Annotated in this window: 21 protein-coding genes; 8 read left to right on the top strand and 13 right to left on the bottom strand. The window is 39.4% G+C overall.

The features are described 5' to 3' along the window. Positions 1-105: 105 nt before the first annotated feature. The 13 genes from J2S11_RS15480 to J2S11_RS15420 form a co-directional block, all read right to left on the bottom strand. On the bottom strand, positions 106-1,494 hold the full coding sequence (locus tag J2S11_RS15480) for a sodium-dependent transporter (RefSeq protein ID WP_307396045.1): 1,389 nt from the start codon (positions 1,492-1,494) through the stop codon (positions 106-108). A gap of 133 nt (positions 1,495-1,627) precedes the next feature. Then, positions 1,628-1,993, bottom strand: a complete 366-nt coding sequence (locus J2S11_RS15475; RefSeq protein ID WP_307396044.1) for a toprim domain-containing protein — start codon at positions 1,991-1,993, stop codon at positions 1,628-1,630. Further along, positions 1,977-2,798 carry a cobalamin-binding protein gene (locus tag J2S11_RS15470; RefSeq protein WP_307396043.1) on the bottom strand — a complete coding sequence of 274 codons (822 nt, stop codon included), beginning with the start codon at positions 2,796-2,798 and terminating at the stop codon, positions 1,977-1,979. The genes J2S11_RS15475 and J2S11_RS15470 overlap by 17 nt, the downstream gene beginning before the upstream one ends. A 312-nt stretch (positions 2,799-3,110) precedes the next feature. Further along, complete coding sequence (locus J2S11_RS15465; protein ID WP_307396042.1) at positions 3,111-3,473, bottom strand: DUF4395 domain-containing protein; 363 nt, start codon at positions 3,471-3,473, stop codon at positions 3,111-3,113. Between the two features lie 73 nt (positions 3,474-3,546). Continuing rightward, positions 3,547-4,440 carry a Yip1 family protein gene (locus J2S11_RS15460; protein ID WP_307396040.1) on the bottom strand — a complete coding sequence of 298 codons (894 nt, stop codon included), beginning with the start codon at positions 4,438-4,440 and terminating at the stop codon, positions 3,547-3,549. A gap of 204 nt (positions 4,441-4,644) precedes the next feature. Further along, the gene (gene ligA, locus J2S11_RS15455; protein ID WP_307396038.1) at positions 4,645-6,657 is read right to left on the bottom strand and encodes an NAD-dependent DNA ligase LigA; all 2,013 of its coding nucleotides are present in this window, start codon (positions 6,655-6,657) and stop codon (positions 4,645-4,647) included. 127 nt (positions 6,658-6,784) lie between these two features. Beyond that, positions 6,785-9,043 (bottom strand): DNA helicase PcrA, encoded by a 2,259-nt coding sequence (gene pcrA / locus J2S11_RS15450; protein WP_307396036.1) that lies wholly within the window; start codon positions 9,041-9,043, stop codon positions 6,785-6,787. Further along, a complete protein-coding gene (gene pcrB / locus J2S11_RS15445; RefSeq protein WP_307396035.1) occupies positions 9,040-9,744 on the bottom strand; it encodes a heptaprenylglyceryl phosphate synthase in 705 nt (234 codons plus the stop codon). The genes pcrA and pcrB overlap by 4 nt, the downstream gene beginning before the upstream one ends. Positions 9,745-9,991: 247 nt before the next feature. Next, positions 9,992-10,342 (bottom strand): hypothetical protein, encoded by a 351-nt coding sequence (locus J2S11_RS15440; protein WP_307396033.1) that lies wholly within the window; start codon positions 10,340-10,342, stop codon positions 9,992-9,994. Positions 10,343-10,411: 69 nt separating this feature from the next. Beyond that, positions 10,412-10,717, bottom strand: coding sequence for a YerC/YecD family TrpR-related protein (locus tag J2S11_RS15435; RefSeq protein ID WP_307396032.1), 306 nt, complete (start codon positions 10,715-10,717; stop codon positions 10,412-10,414). A gap of 47 nt (positions 10,718-10,764) precedes the next feature. Further along, complete coding sequence (locus tag J2S11_RS15430; RefSeq protein ID WP_307396031.1) at positions 10,765-11,835, bottom strand: DUF3048 domain-containing protein; 1,071 nt, start codon at positions 11,833-11,835, stop codon at positions 10,765-10,767. Between the two features lie 122 nt (positions 11,836-11,957). After that, positions 11,958-13,706 carry an adenine deaminase C-terminal domain-containing protein gene (locus J2S11_RS15425; RefSeq protein WP_307396029.1) on the bottom strand — a complete coding sequence of 583 codons (1,749 nt, stop codon included), beginning with the start codon at positions 13,704-13,706 and terminating at the stop codon, positions 11,958-11,960. Positions 13,707-13,727: 21 nt separating this feature from the next. After that, positions 13,728-14,048, bottom strand: coding sequence for a YokU family protein (locus J2S11_RS15420; RefSeq protein WP_307396027.1), 321 nt, complete (start codon positions 14,046-14,048; stop codon positions 13,728-13,730). A 237-nt stretch (positions 14,049-14,285) separates the two neighbouring features. On the opposite strand from J2S11_RS15420, the gene J2S11_RS15415 reads away from it, so the two are divergent. The 8 genes from J2S11_RS15415 to J2S11_RS15380 all read left to right on the top strand — a co-directional run bounded on the left by J2S11_RS15415 (position 14,286) and on the right by J2S11_RS15380 (position 25,020). Next, positions 14,286-15,053 carry a CPBP family intramembrane glutamic endopeptidase gene (locus J2S11_RS15415; protein WP_307396026.1) on the top strand — a complete coding sequence of 256 codons (768 nt, stop codon included), beginning with the start codon at positions 14,286-14,288 and terminating at the stop codon, positions 15,051-15,053. Positions 15,054-15,598: 545 nt separating this feature from the next. Then, entirely contained in the window at positions 15,599-15,751 is a 153-nt protein-coding gene (locus J2S11_RS15410) for a thiopeptide-type bacteriocin (RefSeq protein ID WP_307396024.1), read from the top strand. A gap of 104 nt (positions 15,752-15,855) precedes the next feature. Next, positions 15,856-18,804, top strand: coding sequence for a lantibiotic dehydratase (locus J2S11_RS15405; RefSeq protein ID WP_307396022.1), 2,949 nt, complete (start codon positions 15,856-15,858; stop codon positions 18,802-18,804). Next, the gene (locus J2S11_RS15400; protein WP_307396020.1) at positions 18,785-19,774 is read left to right on the top strand and encodes a hypothetical protein; all 990 of its coding nucleotides are present in this window, start codon (positions 18,785-18,787) and stop codon (positions 19,772-19,774) included. Before J2S11_RS15405 ends, J2S11_RS15400 begins: the two co-directional genes overlap by 20 nt. Next, the gene (locus J2S11_RS15395) at positions 19,775-20,896 is read left to right on the top strand and encodes a hypothetical protein (RefSeq protein ID WP_307396018.1); all 1,122 of its coding nucleotides are present in this window, start codon (positions 19,775-19,777) and stop codon (positions 20,894-20,896) included. It abuts the gene before it with no gap. Beyond that, on the top strand, positions 20,871-22,529 hold the full coding sequence (locus J2S11_RS15390) for a YcaO-like family protein (RefSeq protein WP_307396016.1): 1,659 nt from the start codon (positions 20,871-20,873) through the stop codon (positions 22,527-22,529). The genes J2S11_RS15395 and J2S11_RS15390 overlap by 26 nt, the downstream gene beginning before the upstream one ends. 14 nt (positions 22,530-22,543) lie before the next feature. Further along, a complete protein-coding gene (locus J2S11_RS15385) occupies positions 22,544-23,638 on the top strand; it encodes a hypothetical protein (protein ID WP_307396015.1) in 1,095 nt (364 codons plus the stop codon). A 2-nt stretch (positions 23,639-23,640) separates the two neighbouring features. Continuing rightward, positions 23,641-25,020, top strand: coding sequence for an MATE family efflux transporter (locus J2S11_RS15380; RefSeq protein WP_307396013.1), 1,380 nt, complete (start codon positions 23,641-23,643; stop codon positions 25,018-25,020). Positions 25,021-25,103 lie beyond the last annotated feature (83 nt).

Raw genomic sequence — 25,103 nt, 5'->3', positions numbered from 1 at the left:
CATAAACTAGCGACCTATTAAAAAGCTGGATGACATTTCGTTACTTGCAGATTTATCTGCAGCTACGTTGCCGTCATCCAGCTTTTTTAACTTATATTCACATAATCATTCCCCACCTAGACCAAAGAAAGCTAATAATCCAGACGCTTGTAAAAACACTAATAGGATAGCAATAGGAGCCACATATTTTAAGAGGTTGTACCATACCTTTCCTAGTGCTGTTCTACCAAGATCAGACTCCTTTAACGCCTCCGCCTTATTCCAACCCCATCCTACAAATAAGGCAATGATTAGACCACCTAGAGGAAGGAAAATATCTGACGCGAGGAAGTCTAAGCTGTCCAGAATATCTCGTTCTCCAAAAATTTTAATGTCACTTAACAAACCATAGCCTAATGAGGACGGTATTCCTAAAATATAGATCACTCCACCAATGAGTAAAGTAGCTTTCTTTCTGCTCCAATTAAATTTACGGATGAAATAAGCAACCGCAACCTCTAGCAGAGAAATAGCTGATGATAAAGCAGCCGCCGTTAATAAAAGGAAGAAGGCTAACCCAATTACTCCTCCAATAGCCATGCTATTAAAAATGTTTGGTAGAGTCATAAAAACCAAGCCTGGTCCACTTCCAGGCTCTCCCCCAAACGCAAAGACAGCTGGAAAAATCATCACACCTGCCACAATAGCAAACATTGTATCCATAGTAGCTACACCAACTGTAACTCCAGGTAAACGCTCCTTTTTTGACAAATAAGAAGCATACGTAATTAAAGCTCCCATTCCTAAGGATAAGGAGAAGAAGGCTTGTCCCAAAGCAGCTAAATATACATTAGGATCACTAAAGGCACTCCAATCCGGTGAAAAAAGAAATCGAAGACCTTCAGAGGAGCCTTCTAGCGAAACCGAATAAATAGCCAAGCTTATGACCAAGATGGCTAATGCTGGCATCAATATCTTATTCGATAGCTCCAAGCCTTTTTTTACACCAGCCAACACAATCCCAATGGTAAAAAACATAAAAATAGATTGCCAAATTAGAGGTTCTAGAGGACTAGCCGTAAAATCTGAAAAAAAGCCCTCATAGCCTGTAGCTGGTGTAGACCAAAGCTCTCCCGTAACATATCCGAATAAATACTTTAAAGACCAGCCTGAAATTACCGCATAAAAAGATAAAATGATAAAGGCCGAAGCCACTCCAAGTATCCCTGCTAGCACCCATGGCTTACCTGGTGCAAGCTTCACAAACGAACCGACCGCGTCACTTTGGGTTTTTCTTCCTATAGCAAACTCTGCCAGCACAATAGGTAGGCCGATTAGAGTGACACAAACTAGATAGATAATTAAGAAGGCTGCTCCACCATTTTCGCCTGTTACATAAGCAAACCTCCATATATTCCCTAACCCTACTGCTGACCCAAGAGCTGCAAGCATGAAGCCCACCCGTGACTTCCACTGCTCTCGTTCCTTACTTCCCTGTAATCCGGTTTGGCTCACAAATTCTCCTCCTAGCTATTCAATTTTAGAAAAAGAAAGAAAAAAGAATCCCCCTGTTCAACTTAAGGGAGGTTCCTCCAAAGAAAAATTCTTTCTAATATTCTATCTTCTTGAAATAGCCTTCGTTTAAACCTTACATGGTATGAGGGGTTAGGAGCTCTTCTTTTATCTCAAAATGAGCTTGATAGAGGATTCTAGCTAAATACTCAAGCGGTGTTGAAGCCACTTCACCATACATTTTCCTTGTATACAGGTGAATAGCATTGGGTAGCTCCTGCTTTAATTGCTTTCTGAGCTTAATACCTGCTTCATCCGCATCTACTAGAATATAGAGTTCCTCATCCTGTAGAGGGTAGATCAACTCCTCCATTTTATCATCGCTTAAAGTCCCATATGTGCAAACAAACTGAACCTCTTCAAGCAAAACCTGCTGGAGTCTTTGTACGTCCGTTTTTCCTTCTACAATCAATACCTTAAATACCTTATCCGCTACCATCATCAAGCCACTCATCTCCTTCCACGTAAGCTGGATACTTATTAGGATGAAGCAAATAAGCTAGCTTTTTAAGCCCTGTTAATAGCCTTGGAGACGGTCTGCAATAAAGAGGCTCATCTAATACGTGCACTTGCTTGTTTCGAATCGCCTTCATCGTCTCCCATGCTGGACGTTGATACACAAGCTCTGGTTTAATTCTCCTCTTTTCTACACCAACCCAAACCAAGGAGATCAAATCAGGATCTCTTCTTCTCACATCCTCCCAATCCGTTTGCACACTGGCCACATTCTGATCAGCAAATATGTTCTTTGCTCCAGCTAATTCACTAATCTCCGTGAGCCAGTTCACTCCACCTGGTGTAAACACAGGCTTAGCCCACCATTCCCAATAAAGAGTCGGTGGATGCTGAATCGTTTGACTGATCCTTTTATAGTCCTGCAAAAAGCGATGATATTGCTCATACACTTCCTGTGCCTTTTGTGTTTGCTTAGTTGCCTCACCAAGCGTAATCAAATCCTCACCAATCTCATGTAAGCTATTCGGATTAAGGACAATGTAGGGAAGATCTCGTTCCTTTAACGCTTCAATATTTTTCTCCATGCCGGGAACACTTAATGAAGCCACTACTAAGTCTGGCTTCAATGCTTCAACAGCCGTCATATCAATATCTAAATCAGGGCCAAGCTTCGGTAAATGCTGAATATCCGCTGGCCAATCGGAATAGTCGTCTAAACCTACGATGCTTTCTTTTAGTCCCAAATAAACTAAAAGCTCCGTATTGCTTGGACAAATGGATACGATTCGCATGATACTCGATTCCTCCCTTTTTAGGATATCCTGTTATACCATCATCATAACATGCTGACTGTAGCTAATAAAAACATACTTTCAGAAAGCTCCTGAGAATGAGTGATTTTTGTTTGCTTCCCTCAGATTGTCCAGTTTAAGAGATTGTCGTGAAAAAACACCCTATTGCTAGATTGTACCTAGCCACAGGGTGCAAGCTTAGATTTCCGAAAAATTGATCCATCACACATTACCCATACAGGCTATTTTTAGCCAGTAACTAGGCCTTAGCTCTATGTCTCCATTGCTTCCACTGAAAATAGATGTAGCAGCCTACGCAAAACCAGCTAATGCAACTCCAGCTGCCACTGTAACCATTCCAGCCAAGACATACCCGCTCCAATGAGGCCCTAGCCATAGAATCAGAGTTGATAACCCTAATAGAATGGTGGCCAAAGTCTGATTAAAGCGCTGTAATTCAGCAGCTTCTGTTTTCTGCGTATCTATTTTGCTTTGAAGCAATCGTCTTGTAAACATAAATACGAGATTAAGCCTTGGTCCAAAAATAATAGGAAGCAGGGAGAGAATGAACAATGAAGTGATGATCCAGACATTTTGCAAAATAATCCCTAGCCCTGTGCCCACAACTAAAACCGATTGATTCGCCTTCACTAAAAATACAGGGATTTCCTTCATGCCAGTCTCACTCCATTTCTAAATGTGCTGTCATCACATACTTATCTTATTATTAAATGCTTATAATAAATGCCTATAGAAAGTTTGTAAATAGATTGAAGGTTCCGCTCATCACGATTCTGCTAAATAGTCCAATCCCAACAAGTAATAAAATGATACCAAAGTAAGGGTCTAGCCCTTCCTCATTTGGATGACGGAAGGAGTATATGGTGAAAGCTGCTGAAAAGAAAATAAGAAGAATGCCTAAGCCTGCTACTGGAACCCCCCAACCCAATTGCATTACAGATAAAAGTAAACTGACAATTAAAATTCCGATAGGAGCGATAAGCAATGCTCCAAATCTAGCAACAATCTGCTGTAAGGAATACTGAACCTTCATCAGCTTTGTTATCCCAAATATGATAAACACAATGACAGTAACTAATAAAGCTATATATAAAAGAGGTCTGAAAAATAATGTTCCTGCTGGTGAAGGACCTCCCCCAAACATAGATGCAAGCTGTAACAATGGTCTAAATTGAAGATACATAATAGTAGGAATAAGTAAAGTAATTAAAGCAAGTGATACGATTGCATTGGAGAAGGATTCATGATGTCTGACCGAAGCTTTCGTTGGGGCTTGGATGGCTTGGACAAAAAATGAGAAGTAGTTTTTTCCAATCTTCTTTCCTTGATCCACATACGCTTGAAATTGATCTGCCTTCTTATCATTATCTGAGCCTGTTGACTCCTCTGATGGGGTGTGTGCCGAGGAGGGTGAACTTGGTTCAGTTTGATATACAGCATCTTGGGTAACGCCTGTTTCCTGCTCAGGTGTATACGTATTTTCAGCCTGATGCCAAGCTTCCTCTTCCGTTAAGGGCTGCTCTGTTTCATTCTGTACCTGATCTGGAGGATTTTCGTTACCTGATTGTCCTCCTATTACATCTTCTTCATTTTCTTTATTTTTATGCTCCTCTGTGCCCATGCTTCTGATCCTCTCCTTTAATCTTTTATAATAAATTGAAAATTATGTCCTTTTTCGAGCCTATCATAAACTTTTTATGGAGTAAATGTCATTACGTAAAATATTATATACGGTTCTTCCAAAAATAAAGATCTCAGCTCTATCAAATAATAGCTACTGAGATCCTCTTGTTTCATTCTTCATCTGTCAACTAGTTAAATCGGCTTACTCAGCTAAAAGCTTAAGCAATTCCTCTTCATCCATAATCTGAATATTTAATTCCTGTGCCTTCGTCAGCTTTGAGCCTGCACTTTCCCCTGCGATCAATAGGTCCGTGCTTTTTGACACACTTCCTGTCACTGTGGCTCCCAAGGCTTCGAGCTTCTCCTTTAATTCGTTTCGCTTGAAATGCTCTAGAGTCCCTGTCAATACAATTGTTTTTCCAGCGAAAGGAGAATCACTTTCCTCAGCAGCAGATAGCTTAGGGCCCTTATATTCCATATTTACTCCCACCTGTTTAAGTCGTTCAATTAAGCGGTGCACTTCTGGTTTTTGAAAATACGTAACTACACTGTTAGCCATCTTAGGGCCAATTTCATTAATACTCGTTAAATCTTCTTCGGTAGCTTGCATTAACATGTCCATCGTTTCAAAGTACTGTGCTAGCGTTTTTGCCGCTTTCGCTCCTACTAAACGAATCCCTAAGCCGAAAACAAGTCGCTCTAAGGAGTTCTGCTTGCTTTGGTCAACGGATTGTAGAAGATTGTCTACCGACTTTTCTCCCATACGCTCCAATTGTAATAATTTTTCACGCTCTAAATAATACAAATCTGCTACCTCTTGGATAAGAGCTTGCTGATATAGCTGGATAATGACCTTTTCTCCAAGTCCGTCAATATTCATCGCATTTCTCGAAACGTAATGAATCATCCCCTCTTGAATCTGAGCTGGACACCTAGGATTTAAACAGCGTAGCACAACCTCTTCTTCAATACGCTCTAGCTCGCTTCCGCAAGCAGGACAGTGCGTAGGCATTTCATAGGACTGCTCCTCCCCTGTCCGCCTATCCACGATGACTCCCACCACTTCAGGGATAATATCCCCTGCCTTCTTCACAATAACATGATCACCAATACGAATATCGCGCTCTTTAATTAAATCCTGATTATGTAGAGACGCTCTCTTTACCGTCGTCCCTGCCAACAATACAGGCTCTAGCAAAGCGGTAGGAGTAACAGCTCCTGTCCGTCCGACACTGATTTCTATGTCATGGAGGATTGTAATCGATTCCTCGGCAGGAAACTTGTAAGCTACTGCCCACCTTGGGCTTTTGGCTGTAAAGCCTAGCTGCTGCTGGTGAGCATACTTATTCACCTTAATGACAATACCATCAATCTCATATGGAAGCTCTGCACGCTTTTCTGTCCAGGCTTGAATATACTCTAGGAGCTTTTCAACGGACTGGCAGACCACTCTTTCTTTATTTGTTTTTAAGCCTAGCTGCTCTAGCGCATCTAATCCAGCACTATGGGATTCAGCATCTATTCCTTGTAAATGAGCAATACCATACAAAAAGATATCTAGCTTACGGTCAGCCGCAATTTGTGGATTCAGCTGTCGCAGGGATCCAGCAGCTGAGTTTCTTGGATTAGCAAATAGCTCTTCGCCTCGTTCAGCGCGTGCTTTATTTAAGCGTTCAAATTCCTTCTTCGGCATATATGCTTCTCCACGAACCTCCAGATCAACCTTCTGCTTTAAGCGCAGGGGGATAGATCGAACTGTCTTCAGATTTTGGGTGATATCCTCCCCCGTTGTTCCATCTCCCCTAGTCGCTCCACGCACGAACTCCCCCTGCTCATAGCGTAAAGAAACAGCTAAACCGTCAATCTTTAGCTCCGCTACATACTCTACCTGCTCCTCAGGCCCAAGAGCCTGACGCACCCTGCGATCAAAATCCCTTAAGTCAGCTTCATCAAAAGCGTTCCCTAAGCTCAGCATAGGGATTTCATGAGTGACCTTCGTAAAGTGCGGTAGCGGCTCTGCTCCAACTCTCTCTGTTGGAGAATTAGGCTTTTTTAGCTCAGGATGCTCCTGCTCTAAGGCAATCAGCTCTTTCATGAGCTTATCCCACTCCTGATCTGAAATCGTCGGCTGATCGAGAACATAATATTGATAATTGTGATTCTCAATCTCTGTATAAAGCTCCTCTAAACGCTGTATGGCTTGCTCCTTACTCAACGAATATCTCCCTCTTTCCTTGGGTTATCATCTTTCTTTTCCTCACAGCTTACTTATCTATGAACGGCAGTTTCTTGCCCTACTCATTTTTGATCATGAACTCAGCATGGTCATTGTGATTCTCAGTCTATGAATCGCTTTTCGTTACAGGAGCAAATTTAGCTAAAAGTCGCTTTAAGCCAACAGGCTGATCAAAGGCAATCGTCAGCTCTAAATCATCGCCTTCTCCCTTCAAGCTAACGACCGTTCCAATGCCCCATTTTCCGTGCTTCGCTTTGTCACCAACTGTCCATCCTAGATTCTCTGCTCCTGCTGCCCCTGTCTTACCTTGTGCATAACGTAGGCTGGATTCTGGATTTCTTCCTCGAAACCCACCGCTAAGCTGCCGAGAGGAAGGGCTGACTCCTGCCAGCGCTCTATAGCCTACATCCTCCCCAGGGCCTGACTCACCCGTTCGCTCTAGAATGTCTCCTGGAATCTCATCAATAAAGCGTGATTCAGGATGAACCTTCGTCTGACCAAAGATGGTTCTCATCTTGGCATTCGTTAGAATGAGCTCCTTCTCCGCCCTCGTAATACCTACATACGCTAAGCGTCTCTCCTCTTCCATCTCCGTTTCATCAATCAAGGAGCGACTATGAGGAAATAAGCCTTCCTCCATACCTACTAAGAAAACAATCGGAAATTCTAAGCCCTTTGCTGAATGCAAGGTCATTAAGACAACCTTCGTAAGCTGCTCGTCCTCATCCATTTGGTCGATATCTGAAACAAGGGCCAACTCCGTTAAGAACGTAAGCAACGTCTTATCCTCACTATTTTTCTCAAACTCAAGCGTAACGGATAAAAACTCCTCAATATTCTCCAGGCGTGATTTCGATTCTAGCGTATTTTCCTTTTCTAGCTCTTCCCGATAGCCAGATTTGCTAAGAACCTCCTCCGTTAGCTCAGTCACCGTTAGGTAGTCGATCATCTGAATCCAATTCTTCATAAGCTCATAAAAAGCAGCAAGCTGATTCGTTGCGCGAGCACTTAAGCCAATAAAATCCACCTCACCTAAAGCCGCATACATGGACATCCCTTTTTCTGCCGCATATTCGGCTAGCTTATCAACGGTCGCCTGCCCAATTCCTCGTTTAGGAACGTTAATGATTCGTCTTAAGCTAGTATCATCATCAGGATTAGAAATCACTCGCAAATAGGCTAAAATATCTTTGATTTCCTTTCGATCGTAGAACTTAATTCCTCCGACTAGCTGATAAGGAATATTTGACTTGAGGAAAACCTCCTCAATCACACGAGACTGAGCATTCGTTCTGTAGAGAATGGCAACATTCTCATATTCTATACCTTGATCATAGTATTCCTTAATCTTTTCCGTAATAAAATACGCTTCATCATGCTCATTTTGACCACGAAAATACGTTAGCTTCTGTCCCTCATCATTCTCTGTCCACAGGTTCTTAGCCTTTCGACCCGCATTATTCTTAATTACTTCATTTGCCGCTTGTAGTATGCGCTTAGAGGAACGATAATTCTGCTCTAGCTTAATAACCTTAGCGTTCGTATAGTCTTTTTCAAAGGATAGGATAATACTAATATCCGCTCCTCGGAACTGATAAATGGACTGATCACTGTCCCCGACCACACAAATATTTTGAAACTGATCGGCCAGCATTTGCACAAGCATATACTGAGCTCTATTCGTATCCTGATACTCATCCACATGAATATATTGAAATTTCTTCTGATAAAATTCTAAGACTTCAGGAATCTCTTGAAAAAGCTCAACCGTCTTCATAATTAAATCATCAAAATCTAAGGATGAGTTGGATTTAAGGACCTTTTGATATTCCTCATAAACATCCGCTACAATTTTATCGTAATAATTGCCAGTCAATTGATGAACCTGCTTAGGTGTTTTTAACTCATTCTTAAACGTAGAGATACTGCCTCGAATGGCTTTTGGCTCAAACTTTTTAGGATCAATGTTCAATCTCTTCATGACATCCTTAATAACGGAAAGCTGATCGGTACTGTCTAAAATAGAAAAGCTACGATTGTAGCCCAAGCGATCAATATCCCTTCTTAGAATGCGTACACACATCGAGTGAAAGGTAGAAATCCAAATATCCTCCGCTGCTCCACCAACGAGCCTAGCTACTCTTTCCTTCATTTCTTTTGCTGCTTTATTCGTAAACGTTATCGCTAAGATATTCCAAGGTGTAATCCGTTTCTCTGCTAAAAGGAAAGCAATGCGATGCGTAAGCACCCTCGTCTTTCCACTTCCTGCACCGGCAATAAGAAGCACGGGTCCCTCTGTCGTCACAACGGCCAGCCTTTGCTGTTCATTCAAACCGTCCACTAATCTAGCTGCTGTTGGATTCATTCCACTTCCTCCTTCACTACTGTCTGCAACGCCGCCTCTATATTTTCATAAATTAAATTTCCGACCACTATCATATCAGCAGCACCATTCATGGCTTCTGCCTGCCTTTTATCGCTAATGCCTCCACCGTAAATCATTTGAATTTTTCCATTTTCGCTTTTTCCTAATCTACCGTAGACTTCTTTAACCAGTTCAATGTCCCCATAGACCCCACTATATTCGATATAAAAATAGGGCAGGTTCAATACATGTGTTGCTAGCCTTCCGTAAGCGAGCACATCCTCCACAGTTAGCTCTGTATCACTTTCTGTTAGCTTCGCCACACTTGAATCCCTGTTTAACACACAATAACCTACCGTAGATATATCGTGCCAAGGAATAATCGTACCAAGCTCTTTAATAACTTCAATATGTGGTTCAAACAACCATTTTGGATTCTTTGCATTTAGTACAACCGGGATGAAATAATGGTCAAAGCCGGGTACAATCGCCTCACGATTCGAAATTTCAAGAATGCAGGGCAGAGCATATCGTCTAATTCTACTAAGTAAATCAATCGTATGATCAAACGTAACACCTAATGTCCCACCAACAATAATGGCATCCGTCCCTGACTCACACAGGGCTTCTAGATGTTCATCCGTTATATCTTTATCTGGATCAAGCTTAAAAGCATGTCTCCAGGTACTCGTATCAATCATGGCGCTCCTCCTAACTCTCATCAGACATTATACCAAATTCCTAAGCTGTACAAAAGTCAAAAGCAAACATACATTCTTTATTTGTTTGGAATTATTTAGTGCTGTGTGTTTGGAAAACCATACATATAAAAAACCACCTATTAAGATGAATGTCTTTAGAGGGGAAATTCTACCGCTCTCTGACTCCCATTCTAGGTGGTATATTTTCTATAACCATAACTTTCCAGCTTTATATAAAAAGAAGCTGTTAACGTAAGAAAAACCCTAAAAATAATAAAGTACCTACAGGAACAAGCACACCAAAAGCAAAATGCACCCATTTATGCTCTAACGTCCGCACTAGCAAGAAGTTCAGATACAATAATACGGAATATATACCCAAAACCACAATAGTAGGAAATGACTCTGCTTGCTCAATCGTTATTCCTTGAATAGACATATAAATTCCGACTACGGTAATAAAAATAATAGGCAATAGCACACTGTTCATGTAGTACAGAAATAATCGTGTATTATTCTTTTTTAGCTGCTCTCTGTGACCGATTTGTGATTCGTTTTGTTGCTTGCTCTGTTGCTTGATGTGACTGTTTTTACCCATAGCTTCATTCTGCTTCCTTTACTTACATATTCATTCGTATAGCTTACTAATTATTTTGTTGTACCCTTTTTAATCTGAACCTTTTTCCTTCTCAATACGATCTAACGCCATGATATAGCCATCGTTTCCATAATTCAAACAACGCTTCACACGGGAAATCGTTGCTGTACTTGCGCCCGTTTCTGACTCAATCTTATGATACGTAAATCCTTCTCTTAGCATCCGTGCTACCTCCAAGCGCTGAGCTAAGGATTGGATTTCATTGACCGTACATAAATCATCAAAGAAAATATAGCAGTCCTCTACAGATTTTAACGTCAATACGGCATTAAAAAGCTGATCTAATTCTTTGCCACGAAGCTTATCTATTTGCACAGGTATTCCCCCTTTTAAAGTTATATCTTCTCTTGCTGGAAGCTACATTAATCATTAGAATCAGAATCCTCTTGCTCAATTCCATTACCAATCTGCACTCTTTCAGTTAGCCCAGGGCTATCAGGGATAACATTTACCCACGTCACACCAGGGTATAGTCCAACCTCTCGACCATTTATTAAAGGTCTAATTACACCATCAATTCTCTTCCAGTCGACCTCTTGCATTTTCCCCCTTTGGAAAAGATAACCCTTCCCCTCACTCATTACATCAATCGCTCTGCGACCAACATCATCTAAAACTCTGTGATGCGTTTCTATAACAAGTAAATTGGTAGTCGTGAGAACTTCATTTGTCTCCATATCAATATGAGGCTCGTCTCTTACAGTACGTGTATATAGCTGAGTACTTTCATCATACTCATAAGCAACATGATACAAGGAATGGTAATCAATTCGTATATTTGTTGCTTCCGTACCTGTCATTTCCTCTTCTGTATCCTTAAACAGTAGAGTAGGAATCTCACCCTCCTGCCTAAAGCCTCTACCTTCTGCCCCCGCTCTTAATCTCTCTAAGCTTGTATAAAGATTATGTGGAGCCCTTCTAAAATCAACTCTATAAAACGAGTTTCCAGCGTTATAGATTTCATCTAATGAGGCTAACCCTTCTGTTTGCACCCTACTTAATGCCTCTGGCGATCCTCCAGCGTGAGCAAATACAGCGTCAAAGCCTGTGGCTAAATCAATAAGATAAGGACGCAGGCTACGCACAGGGCCAATTACATCAGGAGATTGGCTTTGAAAGAAAGCAACCAGCCTTGTAATTTCTCCTTCGGCAAGAATTTCATAAATCATATCCGCTTGATCAAGTCCAGACTGAGGACGAGCACTGCCTTGGTTATTAATCATGACAGCTATAATTCGGTCTGTTATTTCTTGCTGTACACCTAGTCCAGTAAGTGAAGCTGTAAATGGAGCTTCAACATCCTCCTCCACCTCTTCAATCTCTTCCTCATTCGCTTCATCAGGCGCCTCTATATCAACAGGCTCATTATTACTACATGCGACTACAAAAAACAGTAAAAGCATGGTTAAACCTAGAAACCACCATCTTTTCAACTTGTCCACCCTTTCTAGCTGATTATCCATATATCCTTTTCTTCCGAAAACACTTCTCCATTATATCAATAAATCCTTTTTTTGAGTAAAGAGTTAAAGAAAATTTAGAGGCATTTTGTATACTATAGCTTATGTGAAGGAACAATGACCTTCTGTTCTTTAATTAAATATAATCCATGATCTGTCATTCGAATAAAAGGTAAATGGGTAGCCGTTAAAAATAATAATGTGTATATAGGGTCAGCAAAGGGATGGCCGTTCTCCTTAAGCTTCTCAACAAAATGCTTACTATGTTGCATTAATAGGTTCATGGGCTCATCGCTCATGCCCCCAGCTAGAGGTAAGGGGACCCACACCTCATCACCAGAAGTAAAAGTGGCTTGAATTCCTCCACCTCTAACCAAGGTATGCTCTAGCACTTGAGCCATTTCATCCCTATCTCTTCCCATAAGTAGGTAATGACTTGATGCTGTGTATGTACTAGCCAACGCTTGTAAGTTTGAAGCGAAATTCTTAATTCTTGTATTAAGCACCCATTTGCCGTGCTCGTCGACTAAGCTAAGATATAATTCATTTAACTCTAGTGCACCGTGTGGATCAAGCTCATACGGTTTTGTAATGACTTCATTGATGAGTTCAATACCTACAGGGGCAGGAGATTGATGTAACATTTCCGAAGAGATAGTCAATGAGGCTGTCTTTGGTGGAAAATACTCCTTCATCCATTGAGGTGACTGTCTCTGTTCTGAGTAATGGCTACGCTCGGTGCTTTGATTTTGAACAACCCACTTGCCGTCCACCATGACACGCAGCGGAGTAGGATTTAATACATCCTGTAACACGTTAATGTGAGCTAGTCTACCTGGTGCAATCCCGCCTAACTCCTCCTCTAATCCATAGTAAGTAGCAGGATTCAACGTAACCATCCGATAAGCCTCAATAGGTGAAAAACCTGCAGCTATAACATGCTCAATCATTCTGTTGCACCCGGATTGCTCCACAAAAAAAGGCATAGACCCATCATTGGTCAATAAGATTCGAGATCGATTTAATTCTGGATGAGCCTTTATCTCTTCGAGTAGATTAGGCAAATCTGGACGAATGGAGGAATATCTTAGCGAGGCATACAGCCCTAGCCTTAAGCGCTCGATCACGTCCTCCCCTGATAGAGCCTCATGATCTGCCGTTACACCAGAAGCAGCCATAGCATTAAGCGTTTCAGGGGAGGAGCCAGGTAAATGTCCCTCCACCCGTTTATGAAATTCCTGCTTTGTGATAAGCATAGCTTCAGCTAAAGCTTGATTCCCTTTTAGTAACAAAGGCCATGATGTAAATTCTCCCCCTTGAACAACTAAACGGTGCTTAAGCCATCTCCTAAGGCTTGACGGAGCAAACCGATTTTCCTCCTGGCTTAGACCGGTTTGAGCATCAAAGCGGGACCACCAAAGCCACAAATGTCCCTCTTCTGCATGTAGCTTTTCAATAAAACTGAGCGCTTGTTCATCATCGAGATATTTAAAAAGAGCCATGTTATCATTAATAGAAGTCGTGGTCCCTTGGGTAACTAGAAAACGCCCCCACGTATAAGGGTTATACCATTGAAAAGGATGCGCATGTGGCTCAATATATCCTGGTACTAAAATTTGTGGAGTCTCTAGCTCCACAACCTCAGTACGCTTATCAGTTAAGGGTTCCTTATCTCCTACATAAGCAATCCTCCCTTTACTCAATGCAATATGCGATCTTTGCAGTTGACCGGTATATACATTTAGAAATTGAGCATTCTTGAACCATAAATCAGCAGGAGACTTTCTCAAAGCAACCTGTATAAGCTCCTGATAGCTTTTAAGGTCTAACGGTTTGATTTTCAATTCGTTTCACCCCACATCCTCCTAGAATTTACAAGCTCCAGACGCTCGCGAATGTCCTTTATGCTCACTTTCTTTTTTATATAAATCAAATATGCTTAACCTTGGAGCATTCATTAGCTCCTCATAGCTAAACGCCTCACCTAGTTCTTCCAAATCGACACTATTTAATGCTTCCTCTACCTCCTCTGTGAGTTCATCAGTTATATAAATATCCTGACAGATTGAACAATCTATAGCAGGTACTTGCTCCACCACTACCGTTGCTTTACCTGCTGGCTCTATCCAGGTACAGTCCTTCTTGACCTCAACTGCCCCTTCCTGCTCACACCATTCACATTTCATTGTAAATCCTCCTTTTTGTTTGATGAAACTAGCCATCAATTTTATGAATACATGATTAAATTATTTAGAATGACTATCGTTCATTTTTCTAGGAGAGATGCTCCTTCTAAGATATCATTTCCAGAATTTTCGGTAAAGAGGAAACAAAGGATTTCTCCCTATTTTAAAGAATATATTAGTGTTAAGAACCTAGCTATGACTATATTGGGTTTATATTCGCAAATTAAGGAGCTTGCTATGACATCATCCACAGAAAACAAATGGAAATGGCCACTTATTCTTTCTTTTATTCGTATTCCTTTACTCCTAGTTGGTGCAGCTATTACATATCTGCTGTTTATTTTGACTGACACAGCTTATACAATTCCTTTATTGCCGGGGATTTCAACATTATATTTTACTGTTATTAATTTGATTTGCTTTTACATTCTCTATCGTGTGCTTAAGCAGGAAGGAAGTTCTATTGCCCAATTAATAGATTTTAAGGGAGCTAGGCTTGGTAAGGATATACTTTTAGGCTTTCTTTGGATTATGGTTTTATACTTTCCTTTTGTGTTGGCCGTCATGGGGACGATGTGGGTCATGTTTGAAGCAGAGATGTTCTTACATTTTGAAGCTGTATTCGCTCCAGGTGGATATGATATTGAAATGCCCTATGCTCTTATGATTGTTTCAGCTATTGTATCGGCTACCTTATTTCCTCTACTTAACGCCCCAATAGAAGAGTTACTTTATAGAGGATATGCTCAGAAGCGACTAGCCGCAGTTACTAAAAAGTGGGTGGCTATCCTCATACCAACAATCGGTTTCAGTATTCAGCATATTATGTTAGCTGGCACTCTAACAGGGGCTATTGTTTATGCTGTTGCGTTTTTCTTTTGGGGATTGGGAGCAGCGATTATCTATGAATGGCATGGAAGACTGTTACCTATTATCATCGCCCACTTTATGACGAATTTCCTATTTGGGAGTATTCCATTAATTTTTTTACTATTTTTCTACTAAGAAGCCATAGATGTAGGAGCATACGCATTGGGATAGGCAAACACATGCAAAAAAGCATGGAACAAATGTCGTGTAACACTTGTCCCATGCTCATATATACCACTACTATTAACATCCATATAAAAGTCTTTATTTACCTTTTCTATTACTCATTAGCTGCTTCCCAACATTCTTACTCTCAGTTAGAATATTTATCCATCATCTAGTTCAAAAACCTACCTATCACACCTTTCCTATCATTTGATTTGCATGCCTGATCTAAAAACTATTCTACTTTTCTTATGTTGATTTCATATAAATGTGCTGTTAATAGTGTAAAATATGCCGAAAAATCTCTTAAATATTTGTATTTTTTATTTTTTTTAAAATCTATAAATCCTAGTGCTATAAGGGCTTCCAGTATTTAGGTATACCCAAAAATTAATTTTTGTCCCAAAAAATGAAAAATAGTTATTTACAAAAGTTATAATATTCCTTATTATTTAAATAGATAGATAATTCAAACTCTATCTAATACTATTAACCAGTTGAAAGGAGGACTTATCATGAAAAAATTATTTGAAGAGGATTTCGCAGTAGAACTAGAGGTGTATGAGGTTTCATCTTCTACAGTTCTAGAAAAAATGGGAGCTTCTCAGGGATATAATTCCTGTTCACAAGTAAACCCATCATTACCAGAGATAGGATTCGGTAACTAATCTCAATTAAACTACTTAGAAATGAAAGAGTGCTCAGTTGTATCTGCTGAGCACTCTTTCTACCAAAAGAAGACAGAAATAAACTGAAGAAAGAGTGTTGCGGTGTGCCTATTCATGAACAATATGTTTCTAGAAGACCCGTATTGACTCAAGCTAATATCTATTCAATCTTTCAATTAGAAGACCCTAAATCATATGTTCTTGAACTGGTTCATGACTCAGCTTTTATGGAAAGAATTCTTGTAGCCAGCCGAGCATTATTTGAAGAGCTTGTCCGTGTCCGAGATCATAAAAAGCCCTTACAGAAAGACACCATACATAAAGTTATGAAGTATATGCTTAGGATGTCCTCTAGACCAATGCCTTTTGGACTTTTTTCTGGCATTAGTCGAGAGCATTTTTCTAAGGCTTCTCAGAAACCAATCTCTTCAGTTTATAAAAAAGCTAGAGTTTCTGTAGAGTGGTTATCAAAGCTTGCAAAGCTGATTGAAAGTCAACTTGTGGAAAACTCCTCTCTAACGATCTATTGCAATTCAATGCTGAGAGAGACAAATGAGTATATTTATCTTGATGTTGCCCAAGAAACACAGACAAAACGTGTAGAGTTTAAAAAAAGCTCTTTTATCTCCGAAGTCATTCGATATTTAAGTGAACCAAAGACCATTAAGGAGTTTATTCAGTTCTTTTCCGGAGGAGATACTACTCTTTCTGTCCCTTTGCTACGCTCACTCAAAACATTATTAGAGCATGACTTTCTTTACAGTAGACTAAGACCTAGCTCTATGGTGGACGAGGATGGGCTACAACAAATTATTCTAGAAAGGGAGAATATCCATATATCTTTATATAGTAGATTAGTAGCTATAAAGGAAGGATTAGAATCTTATGAACAGAAGCCCATCGGGGAAGGGATAAACACGTATCTTGAAGTGATAAATCAAATGTCTAATGTTTGCACTAGTCAACGCTATATTGTAGTCGACCTTTTTCTTGAGAGGCGAGTACCTGAGCTTGACAAGCAACAGGTTGAGGCGTTCCTTAAGGACATTAGCTTTCTTAAAGCATTTGATTTCCTTTCCATTAATCATAAAACATGGGAGGAGTACTGTACTAGATTTCTTAATGAGTATGGACTGTTTCATGAGCGACCTTTGTTAGATTTAATAGATACAGATACGGGGATTGGATTACCCCACATAGTCAATCAACGAACAAAGAAATCGGAAAAGCAATGGGATGCCTATGTCCTACGTTTAATTCAAGAGGCACTCATTCAACAAAACCAATCAATTAAACTATCAAACGATCATATTCAGAATTTAAAGAACATCCTTGGTGATGGAGCCCTCTATAAGCCTCAGGAAGGCTATGATGTGAAGTTCTCCATTATTGAACTGGAGCAGCAGCAAATATTTTTAATTACTGAAAATGCCTTTAGTGCTACTGCAGGGTCTTTTTCTGGACGATTTTGTGATTCACTGAATCAAAAGGAAATGCCTAAATATAGGGATAAAAATTATATCAGTGCTGAAATTAATGCCATACCGCTACAGTATGGTGATATTGGTATTACTTATTATTCATCCGAATACCAGATTAACTTAAATACTGGCTCTGCTGACCATAGGAGCAACATTCCCCTTCATGATTTATTTGTGGGCATGGACAAAAGTGGACTATACCTTAAAAGTAAATCCTTAGATAAAAAAGTAATTCCTGTAACTACACATCTCCTACATTACAGCAATTTTAATGAAAATCCTGCTCTCATCTTTTTAGCTGAGTTAGGTAAGTTTATGACCACAACTCCTGAAAACCTTACCTTTAGCTGGCAAAAGCAATTAGCTTTTGTCCCAAGGTTCGAGCATAAAAATATCATTCTTTCTCCTATGCGCTGGAATATACACCACGAAGAGATGCGTAAAGCAAGTGAGAGTGGCCTATCGGAATTGGAATACATTAAGCATTTTATGAAGCTATATGCAGTCTCTCCCATTGTCTATCTTCTAACTGGTGATCAGACTATGCCTATTTTGACAGAAACGGAGCTCGGTCTGACTCTAATCGTAGAAGAACTCAAACAGCTTGATCAACAGGCTACTTTAACTTTAATAGAGGCCCTGGACGTTCATCCCGAAGAAACCGACTACATCCAGGATTACATTGTAACGGTGTTTCCTGAGAAACAAGAGCAACCACACGTCAAAGCTCAGCCCAATCCAAATTATACAGTGGATGAACCGGCCCATTTTGATTTTAGCTGGAGCTACTTTAATATCTATTATCGCCAAGGGAAACGACTAGCAACATTACAGACATGTTTGAATTACGTTGAACAGCTTGGAGCAAAAAAATATTTTATCATCCATTATGTTGATCCTGATGAACATATTCGATTGAGAGTAAAAAAGGAAAATGATCATCTAGGTACGAATCTAAAGCATTTTTTGACTACCTTAGTGCAGGACAAAATTATTAAGGCCTTTTCAGAGGAGCTTTTTCTCCCCGAATATGAACGCTATGGTGGAGAACTGCTTAGCTCTTACGCGTATGATATATTCTGTCAAGAGACAAGATGGCTGCACTATTTATTAGGCTCCCATTTCTTTAAAGGTAAGTCAGAATTGGAGATCGGTCTAATTCTGTGCTTGCATACAATCATGGATATGTTTGAAACGTATGAAAGTGGCATGAATTTTCTTGAAAGCAACATAGAGGAACAGCAAAAAAAGCATTTGAGATCGTTTAAAAAGAATAGGAAACAGTACATTGCTCTGGGAGATTCTGCGATTAAGCTATTCGATCCAATGAACGCAACGATGAAGCAGAAAAGAATGGATCAGAGAAATTATGTAAAAAGGATCGTACACACCTTTGAAAATGATAGAGCCCATTACATATTAAAAAGTATGGTGCATATGACCATGAACCGATTTATTGGAACAGACCGCAAATTAGAAGAAGAAATATACGCTTATTCCTGCTATACGTATCACAACCTAAAGTATCCATTAGAAATTTTAGGAGGATATTATGAAACTGTACGAAATTAAATACTTTCTTGATGAGGCTATACATTCCCCCGTCTTTGACTACATTCGTCATCTAGTTACTGTTGAAGAACAGCTTTCTGTAAAGCAGAGCTGGGAAAATGGCTACCACCTGTGCTTGTTTGGATATTTAGAGGAACAGCGGTGTGCTCATATTACGCATCAGCTAGAGCAGATTCAAAAAGTACATCCCTCACCGATTTATGATATTGAGGAATTTAAACAAAGATACCTGAAAGTGGCTAAGCTTACTCAGGCTGAATCCGGCCTAGATACTATCTTTCAAAATGATGTTCAAGTGCTTGAAAAAAATGACTTCTATTCTTTTGAAAATAGTGAGCAATTGCACCTGTACCTACTGATTCATCATACCTTCGATAAGCATTTTGCACAGAACTATTTTATAGAAAATCAAATCTTAGATATCATTATTCAATTGTATCCTTTTGTTCAGGCATTGCCTGAGACTATGCTGCATAAGGAATCTGGTCTCCAATCAAATGGGTACGCTTCTCATTTATCTCATTACGTGGGGCTGATTAACTCTTTAAAAGAGCATGACCGGGATAAAGTTAGAGCAAGATTTGATGCTCAGATTCAAGAGGATTTACCTTTATTTGAAGCTCAACTAAACAAGGATAACCCCGGGCTATTAAAGGATCTAATGAATATTTATGAGGTCGTTGGAGCCTATGTAGATGAAGGATTTATCAATTTTTTTTCACCTAAAAATTATGAAACAGATATTGTTCCCTACCTGCACCTCTATAATGAACGGCATTCTATGGTTTTTAAGAACCAAGAAACGAGGGAAAAGCTCCTGTTAGACCATGTTTCCTGCACAAACAAATGGATCCTGAACGTTTTATATGAAAAGCTAGTCTTACTGAAAATTAAACCGATTGAAAAATTCTATATGAATTACTTTTATAGCAGTCTTAAATATGATCAAGCGGCTTTGGAGGTTAGGTAAATGAAGATCATACTAGATCCTACGTTACACATTATTGATACGGAAAAAGATTTTATTGTCACAACAAATGAGATCAATCTTGCTTTTCATCTTGGAGATCCAGAAAGAAAGAAAATCTATGAGCTGTTAAAGCACATCGAAAATCAGCAGTCTATTTCAGAGAACATGCACTCTCTACAAACCTTTGAAGCAAAATTTTTAAAGGTTCTATTAAATAAAGGTGTAGCTAAAATAGAAACGGAAATGGAACAAGAGTCAAGTAAAGAAGCATTTCCCTTTCAGGAAATCGTTGGCCCAAAAAGCTTTTTAGCTATATTACAAGAGCATCTCCCTTTTTCATGCGAACTAAATCTAGCAACAGAATTAAATGGGTCGGCACAGCTGTTCATTTCAAATAACGATACTAAACAAGACAAGCTCTTCGTCTATATCTATGAGGATTTCCTCTATCTTTCCCTAGAAGAATGTCCTTACGCTCAGGGTGGAACAGAAAGTGATATACAGCTGGAATATGCGGCTTATGTTTTGCTAGAGAAGCTCGAAAAAGGTAAGTTAGATGATCTTAATACCGATGCTCTTCTTAAGATAGATCTTGCAATTTATACAAATGACATTAAGAAACTAGCTACACGAAACATTCATGAAGCCCAGCTGTTGGATAGCTTTCTAAATGAGGGCCGTCTAACTGGACATTCTATTCAGGTTGATTATGAGTCCTACTTTCCCCTTGTTTATGTGACCTACCATGCCTTTAATAGAGTTATTTACTCCTATGGATTTGATCAACAAGATGCCTTCTTTAATCTTCTTTACTTGATAGAGAATGATGATCAAGTAAAAGAAAAGATAGGAAAAAGGATTAATCCACGCACAAGCTTTGAAAAGGAGTATGAACTAGATAAAGACTCTTTTCTCTTAAAGTTCATGAGTATCTATTTTAATGAAAGCTCCGTTCAGCTTAATCATACCAATGATGGTAAAGAAATGCTCTGTGCTGGACAGGTATACGATGTAGCATCGGGGCAGGCAGGGACTCGGTCCCTACTTATTTCCCTATACGCCAATCATACAATGACCAACAAAGGAGCCCCTTCAAATGAGCGTCACATTATACAAACGTAAGCTTAGAGATCTACTACTATCTACGAGCTGTGTTTTATTATGCTATAACGAAGGGCAGAATTTTTACAAAGAGAAGAGTTCTAACGAAGAACAGCAAACGTATATCCTTCAATTTGATAATCGTCAGTATAAAGTTGAAGAAACTAGCTCAGGAGCAACCATTGTAAAAATAAGAGCAGCATCAAATTCTTCCCCTAGAACAGAGGAGAAAGAATATCGTCAGCAGTCAAAGAGTACATTGCATTACCCTCACAAGCATATTCAAGACATACAACGTCAGCTATTTTATTTTCTTATTCACCATGAGCGCTATGACAAGCTTTCCTTTAATTCTAAGGAAGCTATTATCACCGTTTCCTATGAAGCAAAAGCGGATCAGCTTAAGGAGTTTTCTTACGACAAACGATTACAGTCTCCGCTTGTTATTGAAGAACTTATGCAATTAATGATGTTCTATCAAGGGGGATATGTACTAAATATTGATGAAGGAAATGTCTCCCTAGCAAATCGCCAAAGATTTGTGATTCAAGGATATGGATACGACTTTAATCAAGGGAAAGCCATACAAAAAGCAGTTTTAGAGTATTTAGAAAGATGTGCTGCTGCCTACGAGCTTCCAGAATCAGTGGCAGGGACCTATACACAGCTCTCTGACAAAGCAATCGATCCCGAAAAATTTGGCTATTATCCGGATGAAATGACACAAAAGCATCAGTTATCCTTTTATACTCCTGAGCTACTTATGAAATGGGTCCAAGCTGCCTCTCTTTTAACTAAACAGATTCACCTTGTACCTGAGCAAATGTCTCAGTATCTGCTTGAGCATATAGAGAATCAATATGTATATGACAGTTCTAACGGATGTGCTATTGGAAATACGTACACTGAAGCAAGCTTCTACTCCATTCTTGAAGTTGTTGAAAGAGATCAATTTATGAAAGCCTGGTTTTATGGACGGCCATTGAAAAAAATTGAATTTCCAAGTGACATGTTATCAATTAGAGGTAAGATGCTTTACTTTGAAGCGTTAAACTATGATTTATCCTTTTATTATCTTGAGAATCCTATGAACATACCTGTAGTATGGTGTCTCATTACTAGCCAAAATCAAGAGAATCGCTTTTATTCTGTCACTGGTTTAGGCTGTCACCTGCAAGCTCAGCATGCCTTAGAGGCGGCCTTCTTTGAAGCCTACAAATCCTTCAAGGATATTCGCAAGCAAGATCCTACATGGCTACGAGAAAAAATCGCTCATATTGAGCAAACACAGCATATCAATGAAGTGATTGAACACATCCATTACTTTTTGTCCTATAGAAGCAAGCCATTAATAGAAGAAAAGGTAGGAGGAGCTGAAACCATTCCCTACAAAAGTTTGGAGCATTACTCCTTTCAGCATCAAGATATGTCCATTGAGCTCGAGGTCCTTCTTAACCGTATTAAAGACACTTACTCCGATGTACTCATTGTGGATCAAGGCAATCCATTTCTCCATGCATTTGGGTTGTCCTGTACTAAAGCTTTGCTGCTAGGTGCTGTTCCTCTAGACTTCACCTCACATCTTATCCGACAGCATGAATCTGATACAGAGCAGATAAAAATAAAAAAGAAAAACATCCATCCACTCGCTTAAAAGGGGGCAGAAGCATGTATACAAAAAAAGATTTTCTTGGAGAATTAGCTTCTAACTATGGCGTCCGTTCTATCCAACAACAGCTTCACTCCAATTTAAACGATTACCAATCGGTCACAGCGGAGATCCCTACTAGTTTAAGCAACTCAGAGCTAGAGAGGTTTGAGCTCCTGCTACAGCTTAATGATTTCAATAGAGTGGAACAGGATACACACTATAAAACCCATAAAGGTTATCCATCACCCAGAAGTTTGTATCCTATTAAGCTGTTTATCGCTTTAGGAGATCAATATTTTATATCAAAGCATCCCACTGATCACAGACTGGAATATTTTAGAAATAATGTGTTGCATGCTACTAAAGGAGATATACTCATAGAATTTGAAGACAAGTATCCTGTTTATTATTTACATATTAAAAAGACACTCCTTCTTTTAGAAGCAGGTCATCTCCTATACAACGTGTTATACGTGGGCGAACAGCTTGGTCTGACGTACAAGCTTCACTGCACACAACAGCAGATTCATCTTGAATTAATAGATATGGCTATGGATTCGACGAACTTCAAAGATATTTCGAGCTTTATGGAAACTGCTGCAATCAGAAACAGTGGTCCTTATCTTCATTCAATCACATACCCCTATCCAAAATATCTAACGAATCCGGATGAGTTTAATAGCCGTCTTGAACAGGTAATTAGGGATACCGCGAAATTTTTTCAATTTGAGGATAAGCACAGCATTCAAGCGTTGACTTATTATAACGTAGGAGAAGGGGACTTTGTCTGTTCCACAGATAAACAGCAGCCCATTAGCTATCAAAGCTTAAATAAAATTTATCCCTTTGTTAATTCATATGGTGTTTCTTTTGTTACTTTTTTGCTTTTAGATCATCGTTGTCTTACAGATAAAAATGCTTCAGATTATTTACTTGCCCTAGGATTTATCGCTCAGTTTCTTTGTTTACAGCACTCCGATAAGGAGCAGTTTTGCAGACCAATTAAAAGCTTTAATATTGATGAGGTTGAAGAGTTGTTTGGCTTAGATAGCTCCAGCTACACTCCTTTTTACTTTACACTTTCCGGTAGCAAACCACAGAGGAGACTATAGGTATGGACAAGAAAAATACGTGGAAATCAATCTTAACCTTTTCTCTGCCGGTCACTTTAATAGGTATTTTTGATCTACTATTAATATGGATCGATTTATTTTGGATTTACTTTATGGTAGGGGAAGCAGATGCACTAGCGGCTGTTAGAGTCTCCGCCTCAGTGGTTATTCTTATCGAAGCTGTTTTAGTAGCCGTGGTTTCTTCCCTTCTTATTTACCTCAGTCAAAATCTAGGAGCAGGGAAATTAGATGAGGTTAAAAGGGGAATTAGAGGAGCCTTCTCCTTCACCATTTATGGTGGTATAGTAATCACTTGTCTTGGAGTCCTTTTTCTTCCTTTGCTAGTGAAGTTATTTGGGGTCAATGCAGCTACAAGTGAATTTGTAAAAAATTATTTAGGGGTGTATTTGCTCGGCTATGTTTTTATGTCTCTTAATAATTTGCTTTTACTATTACCTAGGTATTTTCGGAAAATCAAAATTATATATAAAGCCTTAGCGTTAACTGCAATAATCAATATAATCGTAACACCACTTTCCATGCTCTTATTTAACAATCTTGGACTCCCTATTTTGTCTGGAGCAGCTATGGGGACCATCATCGCTAATTTATGCTGTGCCATTTTTGTATTTTGGCATATTTTCTTAAAAGATTACTTGGAGATTAATATGAAGAAATCCGATTTATCCTGGAGACTGGATTATAAGCTTTTGCTTGAAAACAAAGGTTATATTAGCTCACAGGTCTTTACTGGATTAACCTTCAACCTTTCTATGTTTCTTTATATACTCATTCTCTCTTACTATCCGTCTGATGCCTTTAATGTTTTTGCTGTTGGGACTTATATCTTCGCTTTCTTTGGTGTGCTGGCTCAAAATTTCACCTCTAGCTTAATACCTATGGTATCTAAGCATGTAGGGGCTAAAGAATATGATGAGATTCGTGATCTAGTTAAAAAAATGGCCACTGTTCTATTAAGCTTTGGAAGTCTTGTGGCACTTCTTGTCATGAGTTCGCATTCCATATTTGCTTCTCTTCTGGCTGCTGAGCCACATCTTGTCCCTTTATTTTCAGAGTTTATCATGTTCTACTCCATTCCATGGGCTCTGAATATCGTAGCTACTGTCTTTATCTTTGTTGTAGCAGGATCAGGAGATGCCAAAGGAAGCATGACTTTGACCATCGTAAATATGTACGTCATCGTCATCGTGAGTATGTTTACTCTTCCTCATTTATTTGAGAACGTAACAACAGGAGTATTTTTCACGCTAGGTTTCATTCAAGTATTAACCTTCTTCTTCTCATGGTTCTACTATCTATTGGGACGTTGGGAGAAAGCATCATTAGTAAGAAACGAGGAGCAGCAGCCTGCAGAGGCTTGATTAATGCCTATAAGAAAAGCTTCTATTGAAGCCCACTCGAAGAGGTTGTCTATTCCATAATTTATAAAGGCGTACACCAAAGT

Source organism: Bacillus horti (assembly GCF_030813115.1).
GTDB classification, from domain to species: Bacteria; Bacillota; Bacilli; order Caldalkalibacillales; family JCM-10596; genus Bacillus_CH; species Bacillus_CH horti.
The sequence above is the reverse complement of the archived record's forward strand: the minus strand, read 5'-3'. Positions and strand labels throughout refer to the sequence as shown.